Below are 14,553 nucleotides of genomic sequence, written 5' to 3' on the forward strand. Positions count from 1 at the left end.
TTATATGTATATGCTGCTTACTCTGCAATTTTGTCTAATACGTTTTAGGAGGTTGATTCGACAATTGCTTCGATTATGAGATTTGTGAAAAATGAGGAAAGCGAGCTCCTTATGAAGGAATTCAGCACAAACTGTCGAAATAGTAGTACTGACTATAAACAGGATGTGATAATGTGATTGAGATGCAAGACATATGGAAAACGTACACCGACGGAACGCATGCGTTAAAAGGCGTCTCTGTTCGTATAGATCGCAACGAGTTTGTTTATCTAGTAGGACCATCAGGTGCAGGTAAGTCAACATTTATGAAGTTGATCTATCGTGAGGAAGTACCGACAAAAGGACAGATTTCTGTTAATGGATTTAATATAGGAAAGTTGAAGCCGCGAAAAATCCCATTTGTTCGACGAAATATTGGCGTTATTTTTCAGGACTTTAGACTATTACCCAAATTAACCGTATTTGAAAACGTTGCATTTGCCATGGAGGTTATAGAAGCCCCAACCCGCGTCATTAAGAGGCGAACGATGGAGGTGCTTGAACTCGTAGGACTGAAGCATAAGCATGCAAGCCTGCCGGCACAGTTGTCGGGCGGTGAGCAGCAGCGTGTATCGATTGCACGAGCGATTGTAAATAACCCATCTGTTATCGTAGCGGACGAGCCCACAGGCAACTTGGACCCGGAAACGTCGCTGGGCATCATGAACTTGCTTGAGGAAATCAACTTCCGCGGTGCAACCATCGTAATGGCTACCCACAATAAAGATATCGTTAACTCCATACGCAAGCGCGTCATTGCAATCGAGAACGGCAATATCGTACGTGACGAGGCTAGAGGGGAGTACGGCTATGAAGCTTAGAACTATACTCCGTCATCTGCGAGAAGGCGCCAAAAACATCATTAGAAATGGCTGGATGTCGTTTGCTTCAGTAAGCTCGATATTTATATCCTTGTTCATTCTTGGCGTGTTTTTATTGCTCGCACTCAACGTCAATTCCATGGCGGCACAGATCGAGAGTCAAGTGCAAATTCGTGTGTTCTTACAGCTAAATGTAGACAAAGCGAAGATAACAGAGCTTCAGAACAAAATCGGCAATTTAACAGAGGTAAAGCAAGTAACATTTGTGTCTAAAGCAGAGGGACTAGAGCTGCTTCGTAAAAACCTTGGTGATGAGAACAAGGATTTGCTGGATGGTTATGAGAAGGAAAAAAATCCGCTGCCGGATTCATTTACGGTAGAGGTTTATGAGCCGCAATCGATCGAGGATGCAGCAAAACAGATCGATGCGATCAATAAAGCAGATGAGCTTATACCGATTGCCAAAATCAAATATGGACAAGGCACGGTCGAGACTCTTTTCAAAATTACGAATGCTTTGCGTTACATAGGTATCGTCGTTGTTGTAGGTCTATCCGTAACAGCAATGTTCTTGATCTCGAACACGATCAAAATGACCATTATCGCAAGACGCAGAGAAATTGGCATTATGAAGCTGGTTGGCGCGACGAATTCATTTATTCGCTGGCCGTTTTTCATTGAAGGTGCACTGATTGGAATTATTAGCTCGGTTATTACAACGGTAGCTGTGCTTGCAGGTTACTCACAGCTTGTGAAGTTTACGCAAATGGAATTATCGCTAATGATGATTAAGCTCGTCACGGTAGAGGAGTCAGGAATGCTGACTGCCACGCTGCTCATCGTACTCGGAACATTAATCGGCATTTGGGGCAGCACGATCTCGATACGCAAGTATTTGAAAGTGTAGGAGGATGCGAAAGTGAAGAAGAGGAAATGGCTGTTATTCACAGTTACGATGATGCTTGCGGTATTTGTTATGCAACCAACAGGAGGAGAAGCTGCTTCTCTTAGCGAAATAAAGAAACAAATAGCTGCCGCTAAGGCGGAAATGAAGGAAGCGGAGCAACGCGCAGCTAAAGCTGAGCGCCAAGCCGCTAATGCTCATAATCAGGCTAAGACAGCAGAGAATGAGAAGGTAACTATCCTTGGGAAAAAAACAGAAGCGGAAGCTTCTATCGCTAATTTGATGGCAGAGATTGATAATGTCGTCATCAACAAAACAAAGATGCAAGCACAAAGCGATGCGAAGGAAGAAGAACTGCTGCAAACCGGCCTTGAGCTGGAGCAGGCTGAAGAGCGTGTAGTGACACGCGATGAGCTGCTGCAATCTCGCATGCGTCTTATGTATACGAACGGTTTTGTATCTTATATGGACGTACTCTTGAGTGCGACTAGCTTTACAGATTTTATTGATCGATTCGATGCTCTTCAATCGATTCTGTCGCAGGATCGGGATATTTTGGCGGAGCAAAGAGAAGAGAAGGAGCTTGTTGCTCAGAAGAAAATAGAAGTAGAGAAGCAATTTGCTGAAGTGAAAAAGATTTATGAGAAGCTGGAGCAGTATGAAGCTCATCTAGTGAAGAAAGAGCAAGAGAAAGAAGTTATGATTGCCAGCTATAATACAAATATCAAACAACTGGATAATAAGCTTGTACAAATCGACTCCACGTTAGAGGAGCTCGAGGGCATCAGCAAAGAGCAAGAGGAGCTGCTTATGGCGCTTGCTGCGAAAGTATCGAAGTTGAATGCAGAGAAAAACAAAATATCGAATCCGTATACGGGCGGTAAGCTGGGTATGCCGATAAGGGATAACTATCGCGTAAGCTCAAGCTTTGGCACACGGGTTCATCCGATTACAGGCAAAACACACACTCATACAGGAACGGATTTTGCAGCACCGCAGGGAACAGATATTTTCGCAGCGGAAGACGGTGTTGTACTCGTTGCCCAAAAGTGGAGCACATACGGAAATTGTGTCATTATTGACCATGGTAATGGCTTGTGGACTCTTTATGGACATATTCGTAATGGTGGAATCAAAGTTGAAAAAGGCGAAACCGTCAAGAAAGGCCAGAAAATTGCTGAGGTTGGCAGTACAGGCAATTCGACGGGGCCACATTTACATTTTGAAGTGCGTAAAAACCAAACTCCTGTTAATCCAGGCGGATATTTAAAATAGGCAATCTTTCATAAAATACATCAAGAGGCAGCCCCTGTGGCTGCCTTGTTTAAAATCAAACATAAAATAAATGATAAAGTGATCATTTTTACCGAATAATGCAAATAATTGTAAGCGGCTTGTCATATACTAGTGTGGTCTTAAATCTAAGACCGTGTAAGATGAGAAGGTGGTGTAGACAGGTGCATTTCAAAGGACGGACAGTATTCGCGTTCGTTATGCTAACGATGATTGCATCCGTACTCGTTACGCTAACGATCGCGGACCAAATGATTAAACCGGACAAGCCAGCAGCGCCTGCTCTTTCAGCAGCGGCAGCTGATGACGGTGATCGCTTCAGGCTTAAAAAAGAAGAGCTGACGAAGCTTAATGCGGTGCTGGAATTAATTGAAACAAAATATTATCAGAAGGTCGATCGCATGGAGCTGCTTGATGGTGCTGTAAGCGGAATGATGTCGTCGCTGGATGATCCCTATTCCGTTTACATGGAGAAGGACGTAGCTAAGCACTTTTCGGAATCGATCGAAGGCTCGTTTACAGGTATCGGAGCAGAGGTTACGCTTGAAAATGGACGGGTTGTCGTCGTTTCTCCGATTAAAGGCTCGCCGGCAGAACGTTCCGGCCTATTAGCGAAGGATATTTTGCTTTCGGTTAACGGTGCGAAGCTCGATGGACTGAATTTGCAGGATGCGGTAGCGAAGATTCGTGGTCCAAAAGGAACCAAAGCGAAAATTCAAGTACAGCGTGTCGGTTTTTCTGATCCGATCCAGCTCGTGCTCATTCGCGACGATATCGATGTGGAAACGGTATATGGCAGCCTGCAGCCGGATGGTACAGGCGTCATTGAAATCAGACAATTCTCACTGCATACGGCAGAGCGGTTTAAGCAGGAGCTCGCGAAGCTGGAGGAGCAAGGGATGAAGGGGCTTGTTCTTGATGTGCGCAACAATCCTGGAGGCGTGCTTCCCGTTGTTGTAGAGATCGCTCAAACCTTCCTAGCTAAAGGTACGACAGTCGTACAGGTAGAGGATCGTGAAGGAAACCGGGAAAAAACGCTGTCGAAGGGACAAGAAAAAACGTACCCCATAGCGGTTCTTATGAATAAAGGGAGCGCAAGCGCATCGGAAATATTGGCAGGAGCTTTGCAGGAAAGCGCGGGAGCGAAGCTCGTTGGCGAAACCTCCTTTGGCAAAGGCACTGTTCAAGTAAGCTACAACAAAGCGCTTGGCGACGGAAGCCTGCTCAAGATGACCATAGCCAAATGGTTAACGCCTAAGGGCAATTGGATTCATGAAAATGGCATAAAACCCGATCTTACGGTACAGCCGCCGGATTTGTATACCGTTGCAAGACTTACCCTATCCGAGACGTTAAAGCAGGATATGCTGGGCGAACAAGTACGGAGCGTTCAAATTATGCTGCATGGTCTTGGATACCAACCTAAGCGTGAAGATGGTTACTTCGGAGCGGAGACGGCAGAAGCCGTTAAGAAATTCCAATCCGAGCATAGCTTGCCGGCCACGGGACAGGTCGATAAGCAAACGGGTGAAACGCTTGAGAAGGAAGTCATTAAATGGATTCAGGATAAAAAGAATGATAAGCAGCTGCTTGAAGCAATTAAGGCTGTAGGCAGGAAATAATACGCGCATGTCGAATGAATAAGAGGTTGACTCTGTTTAACAGGGTCGGCCTTTTATTTTTTTATGTTTATAAGGATATGGGGAACGAGCGAAGGAGTGTTAGCTTTGGAAACGGCGATCGAGTTATTGGAAATGCTCGGGCAAGCGGCTGTCCAATTAGTTGCACAGCCATTTTATTATATTGCGGTGTTATTCATCATTTTACAGTATACAAGGCAAATACGAGTGGAGAGGCAGATGTTTGCAGTAAAGCTACATCATTGGCCAAGCTTGGTTTTTAAGGCGATGTTAACGGGTCTTTTGATTGGTGTAGCGGTTTCCATTGCAGGAGCATTCGTTGGCGTATCGTTAACAGGAGAAGCTGTACTTTGGCTTTGGGCAGTTGCGGCTATCTTAATGCTGATTCGAATTAGATACTTATGTTTTGCGTACAGTGCAGGAGTCATTACTCTTCTTCAGTGGCTGCTCGGGTGGACAACGCTTACGGAGCGGACGGATTGGCTCGGGTCATTGGCTGTCTCCCTTGCAGGAATTGATGCTGCTGGTTTGCTTGTGCTCGTTGCGCTGCTTCATCTTGCAGAAGCCGTTCTTGTTCGCTGGCAAGGTGATCGATTATCGACGCCATTATTTCTTGAGGGTAAACGTGGAAAGCTCGTTGGTGGCTATATGCTGCAGGGCTTTTGGCCAGTCCCGCTGCTTATGCTGGTACCGACTGGGGCGAGCGGATCATCTATGACGGCATTGCCGTGGACACCATTATTTGGAGCAGATTGGTCGCAAGGCTGGTCGTTCGTAGCGTTGCCTATGATTATCGGATTTACGGAAATGACACGTTCTTTATTGCCGCGTGAAAAAGCGAAGCATGCCTCGAAAGGGCTGCTGCTGTACAGCATATGCTTAGCTGTCGCAGCAATTCTGGCTTGGTGRCAGCCTATGCTGCTGCCGCTTGCTGCACTGGTTTCACTGCTGCTGCATGAAGCTATTATATGGAGAAGCCGTGTGAGAGAAGCGGCTTTATCGCCATTATATGTGCATGACTCACGCGGGCTGCGAATATTAGGAATCGTGCCTGGCACTCCAGCGGCATTAATGGGGCTTTTGACAGGCGAGATTTTGCACAAGGTTAATGGTGTGCGTGTGCGGACAAAAGAAGACCTTTATGAAGCACTTGTTCAAAACTCCGCATTTTGCAAGCTGGAAGTATTAAATCTTGAAGGTGAATTAAAATTTGCGCAACGGGCGCGATTTGCTGGTGAGCACCATCAGCTCGGGGTCATTCTAGCTCCCGATGAACAGGCCAACTATTATGCATCGGCTGGGCCAGCGTCGTTGCTGCAGCTGCTGCGCAGCTATCATGCTTCTAATCGGCGTGATGCGCAGGCGGAGAGAATGGACAGCTAGTTATAGCTCGAAATAAAAAGGCTCGAAATAACAAAAAGGTGAATCAGGATATTCCTGATTCACCTTTTTTGCATCGTTTTAGTCACTTAGCGTCTTGTTCTTCTTTTGACCACAATTGTCGAAACACCAACAACGATCATAGCTAGACCTAGCAGCTGCATAAGCAGGTAGCTGTTCTCGCCTGTTTTAGGCAATACAGGAACGTCTGGTGTTGTGATTCCGCCGCGAGGCGGATCCTCTACATCGATTTCGAAGAAGATTTCTTCTTCATTGCCATCTTTATCTTTAACGATAATAGAGAATGTATCTTTTCCTTTAAATCCAGGGTCAGGAGTGTAAACCCATTTGCCATCTGGTGTAATGACAACTTTACCATGATCAGGCTTTACGCCTCCAACAGGCACGCTGCCATCAGGGACTTCCACTTCACCTTCAACTGGTTTGTCTACTTCCGTAACTTCCTTTTCTGTAGAAGTAGTCGGCGCAGGCGTCGCAACTGGTGTTGTCGTTGGCTTCGGCGTTGTCGTTGGTTTTGGTGTAGGTGTCGGAACTATCGTTGGCGTCGGTGTTGGCACAATTACTTTGTTATTTTTAACTGTGACCGAATTTCCCGCTGTAGAGTTGATAGTGACACTTACTTCGCCGCTGCCGATTATGCTGTAACCAGCAGGCGCTGAGATTTCCTTCAATACATAGCTGCCAAGTGGAAGTCCAGTGAAGGATACTTTGCCATTTGCAGCCGTCGTTTGTTTGCCATAGCTCACATTAGAGGTGCTGTACAATTCAAATGTAGCGCCAGCAAGAACGATTGTTGTATTCGCACTGTCTACTTTGGTTACTTCCAGTCTGCCAAGAGGATCTCTTGTATTTTTGATCTCTTTAGATACAGATGGCGCATTAATCGTTACGTTTACTTCACCGTTGCCAATCATGCTGTAGCCGGATGGAGCTGAGATTTCCTTCAGCACATAGCTGCCGTAAGGAAGATCTGTGAACGATATTTTACCGCTAGAAGATGTTGTTTGTTTGCCTAAGCTTACATTTGCGCTGTTGAATAGCTCAAACGTAGCCCCAGCGAGAACGACCGTAGTATTATCGTAATCTACTTTAGTGACTTCCAAGGTGCCGAGCAGCTTAGCATTCTTCACTTCTTTGCTTACAGTAGAGGCATTAATCACAACGCTTAACTCACCGCTGCCAATGATGCCGTAGTTGACAGGTGCTGAGATTTCTTTCAGCACGTAGCTGCCATAAGGAAGACCAGTGAAAGTTAGTTTGCCGGTTGAATCCGTTGTCTTTTTGCCTAGGCTGACATTGGCGCTGTTGAATAGCTCAAATGTAGCTCCAGCAAGAACAATGGCAGTATTATCGTTGTCTACTTTCGTTAATTCCAAGGTTCCGAGCAGCTGAATATTTTTAACCTCTTTTGATACAGTAGACGCATTAATCGTAACATTTACTTCACCGTTGCCGATGATGCTGTAGCCATAAGGTGCCGAGATTTCCTTCAGCACGTAGCTGCCGTAAGGAAGAGCCGTGAATACTGCTTTTCCGTTTGCAGCCGTCGTTTGTTTGCCCATGCTTACATTCGCGCTATTGAAAAGCTCGAACGTAGCTCCGGCAAGAACGATTGACGTATGATCATTGTCTACCTTGGTTACTTCAAGGCTGCCTTCTAGCTTTTCATTTTTCACTTTTTCAGATACTACAGCTGCATTAATGGTCACATTCACTTCGCCGCTGCCCATTATTTTGTAGTCTGCAGGTGCTGAAACTTCTTTTAGTACATAAGTGCCGTAAGAAAGGCCAGTAAAAGATACTTTGCCGCTAGTGTCTGTCGTCTTTTGACCCAAGCTTACATTGGCGCTGTTGAACAGCTCGAATGTTGCTCCTGAAAGAACGATTGCAGGATTAACGCTGTCTACTTTAGTGACTTCCAAAGTACCAAATAGCTTTGTATTACCCACTTGTTTCGTAACAACAGAAGCATTAATCGTAACATTCACTTCACCGTTTCCGATGATGCTATAGCCGGTAGGTGCTGAAACCTCTTTCAGTACATAGCTGCCATAAGGAAGGCCAGTGAAAGTTGCTTTGCCGTTTGCGGCTGTTGTTTGTGTGCCTTGGCTTACATTAGCGCTATTGAAAAGCTCGAACGTCGCTCCGGCCAGAACAGTTGCTGCATTAGCGGAGTCAACTTTCGTTACTTCCAAGCTGCCTAAAAGCTTCGCGTTTTTGATTTCCTTCACAACAGGAACGGTCGTTGAATTGATCGTTACTTCGTAGATGCCTGTACCATCAATTGCGTAGCCAGCTGGTGCACTTTTCTCTTTCAAAGTGTATTTACCGTAACGCAAGCCGTTATATTCAAGCTCGCCATTAGCGTTTTTAGATGGTGCGATTACACCGCCGGTCGAATTGCGAGTTAGTTCAAAAACAGCGCCGGACAGCTTGAGCGTTGGATCATCTTTGTCAACTTTAACTACCTTTAAATCGCCTTTATAGCTACTGCCAGTGCCTTCTCCGCCGGATAATGCTATTTTCACCTCTGTCGCATTGTCAACGGGCTTGGAAATACCTCCAGCACCAGTGAAAGTAACCGTATTTGAAATGGTTTCTTTGTCTTTAGCATCAATAATGGATTGGTATTCAAGAATATAAGGTTTGGATATTTCATTGTTGAAGCTGAGCTCAAATGTCTCATCACTTGAAATAGCTGGATCCGTATTTTCCTTGAAAGTTAGTTTATAGCCATGAACCGGATCTGTAGGGCTAATAGCCGAACCAGTTTTGGTTACATTGCCGTTGCTGTTTACGCTTGTAAGATAGAGCTTAAATGATTCTTTGACAAGCGTTTGTTTTTTGCTAGGCACATCATAAATTTTTGCTTCGTCAACAGTGGACTGACCACGGTTAATATAAATCGTCCAATTGACGGAATCATCATTTTGCTGACCTTCTTTGAATACATATTCACCGGCTTTTGGTATCGTCACGGAAGCAGTAAGATCCTTCGTTGTATAACCAGTGCCGCTTAAATAAGCATGATTGTTAATTGTTTTTTCCGTTGCGCCAAGCACTTTTCCATCCACATCCGTTTTGAATGTGATGAGGTAAGGCTCAGTAATTGGATTAGTAAATGCAATCTGCCATTGGTTATTGTTGGCAGTCGTTGGAAGTACAACGCTGTAATTTCCTGTTGGAGCAACGAGTGCACCAGGGGTCGTAGAACCATTGCTGTTCACAGTCAGCTTGCGTACTTCAATCGATCCAGCCACGAGCTGTTGTACCGATTCCAGCGTATCTGTTACGACGGCATTGGCAATTGTTTTGCTATTGTAGTTAATGCCGATGTTCCATGTAATTTTTTTGTCTGTGGCATTATAGCTGCCATTCTTATAGCCGTTGTCCTGTGTGTTCTTATTAGGCGTAAAAGTTGACGTTTCGGATTGATTTTTCTCTGATCCTACAGCAGTCTCTTTCCAGATCAGTTTGCCCGTATTTTTGAAAGAGAAATTTGTATTAGAAAAATAGGATCCGTCCGTATAGTCGTATTCCGTTGTATATGAGATAGTGTAAGTAGAATTGCCATCTGGAAAATCGATTTTGAAGCCTTTTGTTGTATTAGTTGCACCGGCTGGATCATACGTGATGGTATAAAGCGGACTATTCACGACAATACCATTTTGCTTGACGACCAAGGTGCCAGGTACAAGCTTTAAGCCGCCGCTGATGAAAGTATCTTCAAATTTCAGACCAAACAAATTATATTTGTCTCTATTGATTTCAACATTCCAGTCTATCGTTCTATCTTTGTAGTTAGCATTACTATTTGTTTTATGCAAAAAATGCTGCTTAACATCTACGGTGACCGTATTGGATTCTTTACTATCCGAATAAACCGTATTTTTAATTGCTTTATCGTCATACAAATTGCCAACTGGCTTGGTTTGGTAGGTTATTTTATAAGCGCCAGTGATTGGGTTATTAAAGGACAGCTTAAAACCGTTCTTGGTGTTTTGATTTTTTGGATGACTGCTTACATCATAGTCCAGAGTATAGTCGGTCGACGGTATTTCAGTTCCTGGCGTGCCAGCAACCGGATCGGCCACAGGGAATACTTTAATGGAACCTGGTACAAGCTCATGGTCTTTATCGAACAAATCAGTCAAAACAGCGCTTGCTATCGTATCTTCGCCAAAATTGTATTTAATGGTCCAATCGATGACTTGAGCAGCTTCATTATATGTACCTGATTTCTCAAGCAGCTTGCCGCGGCTGTTCGTTATCGTGTCTGAAGCAGAAACATCGGTGATATTGCTGCCCTTTAATGTGGCTGTATTTTTGAAATTTGCTTTTGTGATGTCGGTAACAGCTGTATCAAATACAATGCGATAAACCGAATTTATATTTCCTAAGTCTAGCTGCAATTTATTATCAGGTGAAACGGGTGCAGTCACTTGATAGTCAGCAGGCTCATTTTGTAGTATTGGATTAGACAGGACACCATCGGTGTCTGAAGTCATTTTGTAAACCTTGAGCGAGCCCGGCGTGAAAGTCAGACCAGCAGGAATCGTATCTGTGACAACGGCTCCATTAACTTTTTTGAGATCCTTGTTCACATCAACTGTCCAAGTAATGTTCTCAGCATTAAAACTCTTATCCGGTGTTCCCTTTTTGCTAATTGGAGATGTTACACCTTTAGGTGCAATCGGAATGGTGATGGTATCGCCGATATTAAATTTAATAGGTACTTCCGTTTGGTTGCCGACGCTTACTTTTGTGAAAAAACTCCAGAAACTGAGCGTTCCAGAAGCAGGTGCCCCCCCTTTGATATACTCATTAAACGTGACGGTAACCGTTCGCCCTTCTAACTTATAGGTTCCGACGCTAGGTTCACCATTTGGAGCACTCAGGGCTTTCTCTGTAATATTCCCGCTATACATGACTAGTTCCGCAGGCAGATCAAATATGAACTGATCACCTTCTATGTACTTATGGTTTTCGGGAAGCTCCCACTCGTAGTTTAATGAGAGAATATCTTTGTCGAGGTTGACACGGATTTCTGGATTGACATAATAAACAGAATTATAAACTGAAGCGATAACTGAATTAGGTGTAGCCGTGTTAGTCAAAGTCATTTTAGTAATAATATTATCATTAATAGCAGCTGCCTCTACCGGCTTTAAAATACCGGCAAAGTTTACGTATTGAAAAATTAGCAAAAAAGCGATCATGAGTGCAGTTGTCTTTTTTCTCATTTCTTGGTATCCTCCATCTTAAAATGCTCGAGTATTCATTTATTTCTAGTTATTTGGAGCTAGCAGCAAAACATCATCCCTTTCTTTATTAAAATGAGCTTCATGTAGTGATCGGCCTGCTGTTAGTTGGGAGAGTTATGTATATAAGGGTGCTTTGCGAGAAAAGCGCCGACCTGACAGAGAGGTAGGAGTACGTGATGGCATTTTTGGTTAAAAATGCATGGTAACCGCACACGATTTCGGCATATTACGATCTATTCCAACATAATTCTTATTCTATAGAACAGTACTATACAATTTCTGAACAAGTTAGGTCTTTTTACTCATATATAGTTACAAAAGCATGAATGATTTTGGGAAAAAAGCCGATATGAAAATAGATAAATGAAAATTTCTAATTGTAAACAAATTAGGATGATTGTGAATGTGATAGGAGTGTAGAAAAATGAGGGTTCTTGTAATCGATGATGAAAGACTGGCTCTCGTTCAACTGGAGCGGGTGCTCCGCCAATCGATGGAAATAACGAGCATTGATGTGTTTCAAAATCCAAAACAAGCAGTGGAGCAGGCGAGTGAGCTGCAGCCTGATGTTGTTTTTCTAGATATCCATATGCCTGAATTATCTGGCATTCAAGCAGCTGAGCTTATTCAAGAAATATGTCCGCAAGCCGATATTGTTTTTGTCACGGCGCATGATGAATACGCGATAAAGGCATTTGAGCTGAATGCAGTTGATTATCTGTTAAAACCGCTTCAGAAATCGCGCGTTGAGATAACAATCGAACGTTTATTGAAGCGCAGGAGCACAAAACCGTTGTCGAAAGAAATCGAGAAGCAGGAGCAGACCGTTTTTTGTTTTAAAACGCTGCGTTTTCAATCCTCCTATGGACAGCCTCCGGAGCTGCCGAAATGGCGAACGGCTAAAGCCCAGGAGCTTTTTTGTTATCTGCTGCATCACCGCGGGCAAATTGTACACAAGTCGATACTGCTCGATTTATTTTTTCCAGAGATGGATATGAAGCGTGCGATGACACAGCTGTACACGGCTATCTATCAAATTAGGCAATGCCTTCAGAAAATGAACATGAACATAGCGATTCATAATTCCAGTATTCAAGAAGGTTATATTCTCGATATGGGACAAGTCGTTCTTGATATGGAGCGGTGGGAGCAAGGAATGGTTAAGCTTAGCGGTTCGATTTCTGAGGATCAGGATCAGGCTTTGCGGCTGCTAGGTGAATATGAGGGCGACTATTTACAGGATTACGGATATCTATGGGCGGAGTATGAGCGAGAGCGTTTACGTCAGTTATGGCTGAGTTTGGCGAGGATGTTAGCTGCTTATTATTTAGAGCGCGGCGATCGAACAAGCGATGCATTGCAATTGTATGAAAGAATACAAACGATGGACCCTTACGAGGAGGAGGAGGGGCTGATCGTGATGAGGCTTTATGATGAGCTGGGCTGTTACGATAAGGTGACTTTCCACTATGAGCGTCTTCTTCAAACGATAGAAAATGATCTGGGACTTACCGTTCCTTTGCAGGTGACGGAGTGGTACAAGCAATGGCAGGAGAAGAAAAACGGCAAGGAAATGCTTTTATGAAAGAGGAACAACGGCATAAATGAGAATACATCAGCGCAGGCGAGCAACTGACTATGCTGTACGTATTCTTTTTTTGTTTTCCGACGTTGCGCGACTTTAAGGATAACGTTATAATAGATGGGAACAAACATTCTTATTTTGAAATATCAGATGAAATGAAATGACTATATTTGACTATAATGATAAGAGCATATATTTCGGAATGATGGGGGTGGATGATAGGCGTGAGTGAGCTCGCAAAAGAAACAAGGCTGTTTGAGTTAAAATCGGATTATACGCCGCAAGGCGATCAACCAAAGGCAATCGAACAGCTTATAGAAGGTATTCATGCAGGTAAGAGACATCAGACGCTTCTGGGAGCAACGGGTACAGGCAAGACGTACACAATCGCGAACATGATCGAGGAGCTAAACCGACCAACGCTTGTAATTGCCCATAATAAGACGCTGGCCGCACAGCTGTGCAGTGAGTTCAAAACTTTTTTCCCTGACAATGCAGTAGAGTATTTTGTGAGCTACTATGATTATTATCAGCCGGAAGCATACATCCCTTCAACCGATACGTTTATTGAGAAGGACTCCAGCATAAACGATGAGATCGATAAGCTTCGACATTCAGCGACGAGCTCTTTGTTTGAACGCCGTGATGTGATCATCGTAGCGAGCGTTTCCTGTATTTACGGTCTCGGATCTCCGACGGAATACGGCGGCCTCGTGCTTTCGCTCCGTGTAGGGATGGAGAAGTCGCGGGATGCAATTCTGCATAAGCTGGTCGATATTCAATATCAGCGCAACGATATCAGCTTTACGCGCGGAACGTTCCGTGTTCGCGGCGACATTGTTGAGATCTTCCCAGTCGCCAATAATGAGCGGGCTATTCGTGTAGAGCTCTTTGGTGATGAGATTGAGCGCATTTCAGAAATTGATGTGCTCACCGGCGAAATCATTGGCGAACGCGATCATATTGCCATTTTCCCTGCTTCTCACTTCGTTACTCAAGAAGAGACGATGAAGGTAGCGCTCGTCAATATTGAGAGGGAGCTGGAGGAACGACTCGTCGAGCTCCGCGAAGCAGGCAAGCTGCTCKAAGCACAGCGACTGGAGCAGCGGACGCGCTATGACTTGGAAATGATGGCGGAGATGGGCTTTTGCTCAGGCATTGAGAACTATTCGGGGCCGCTCACTTTTAGAGAGCGAGGAGCAACGCCTTATACGCTGCTTGATTATTTCCCTGATGATATGGTTATTGTTATTGATGAGTCCCATGTATCGCTGCCACAGATTCGAGCGATGTATAATGGTGACCGGGCGCGTAAAGAGATGCTCGTTAATCACGGCTTCCGCCTTCCGTCAGCAATGGATAACAGGCCGCTGCGCTTCGAGGAGTTCGAGGCGAAGGCCAAGCAGCTCGTTTATGTATCCGCAACGCCAGGTCCATACGAGATAGAGCACACCGACAAAATGATCGAACAAATTATTCGTCCTACTGGTCTGATTGATCCGATCATTGATGTCCGCCCAACGAAGGGACAAATCGATGACTTGTTGAACGAGATTCGGGATCGCATTGCGAAGGATGAACGGGTTCTTGTTACAACGCTGACGAA

8 protein-coding genes are annotated in these 14,553 nt (G+C 44.5%); 7 read left to right on the forward strand and 1 reads right to left on the reverse strand.

What is annotated here, in order from left to right; translation table 11 throughout:
- The first annotated feature begins 173 nt into the window (after positions 1 to 173).
- The 5 genes from ftsE to AC1DSE_RS03330 all read left to right on the forward strand — a co-directional run bounded on the left by ftsE (position 174) and on the right by AC1DSE_RS03330 (position 6,080).
- Positions 174 to 860, forward strand: a complete 687-nt coding sequence (gene ftsE / locus AC1DSE_RS03310; protein ID WP_076266167.1) for a cell division ATP-binding protein FtsE — start codon at positions 174 to 176, stop codon at positions 858 to 860.
- The gene (ftsX, locus tag AC1DSE_RS03315; protein ID WP_076266166.1) at positions 850 to 1,767 is read left to right on the forward strand and encodes a permease-like cell division protein FtsX; all 918 of its coding nucleotides are present in this window, start codon (positions 850 to 852) and stop codon (positions 1,765 to 1,767) included. Before ftsE ends, ftsX begins: the two co-directional genes overlap by 11 nt.
- 12 nt (positions 1,768 to 1,779) lie before the next feature.
- Positions 1,780 to 3,039, forward strand: a complete 1,260-nt coding sequence (locus tag AC1DSE_RS03320) for a murein hydrolase activator EnvC family protein (RefSeq protein WP_256710788.1) — start codon at positions 1,780 to 1,782, stop codon at positions 3,037 to 3,039.
- A 182-nt stretch (positions 3,040 to 3,221) separates the two neighbouring features.
- A complete protein-coding gene (locus AC1DSE_RS03325; RefSeq protein WP_256710787.1) occupies positions 3,222 to 4,679 on the forward strand; it encodes a S41 family peptidase in 1,458 nt (485 codons plus the stop codon).
- 105 nt (positions 4,680 to 4,784) lie between these two features.
- Complete coding sequence (locus tag AC1DSE_RS03330) at positions 4,785 to 6,080, forward strand: PDZ domain-containing protein (RefSeq protein WP_477527396.1); 1,296 nt, start codon at positions 4,785 to 4,787, stop codon at positions 6,078 to 6,080.
- 86 nt (positions 6,081 to 6,166) lie between these two features.
- On the opposite strand, the gene AC1DSE_RS03335 is transcribed toward AC1DSE_RS03330, so the two are convergent.
- On the reverse strand, positions 6,167 to 11,341 hold the full coding sequence (locus AC1DSE_RS03335) for a SpaA isopeptide-forming pilin-related protein (RefSeq protein ID WP_477511528.1): 5,175 nt from the start codon (positions 11,339 to 11,341) through the stop codon (positions 6,167 to 6,169).
- Positions 11,342 to 11,786: 445 nt separating this feature from the next.
- Between AC1DSE_RS03335 and AC1DSE_RS03340 the strand changes: the two genes are divergently transcribed.
- Together AC1DSE_RS03340 and uvrB are read left to right on the forward strand one after the other, a co-directional pair.
- Positions 11,787 to 12,947: a response regulator gene (locus tag AC1DSE_RS03340; RefSeq protein WP_477511529.1), complete on the forward strand. Its 1,161-nt coding sequence runs from the start codon at positions 11,787 to 11,789 to the stop codon at positions 12,945 to 12,947.
- 224 nt (positions 12,948 to 13,171) lie between these two features.
- The coding region (gene uvrB / locus AC1DSE_RS03345; protein ID WP_477527398.1) for an excinuclease ABC subunit UvrB at positions 13,172 to 14,553 on the forward strand (1,382 nt) is incomplete at its 3' end.

It is taken from the genome of Paenibacillus sp. 01L418, from assembly GCF_056400045.1.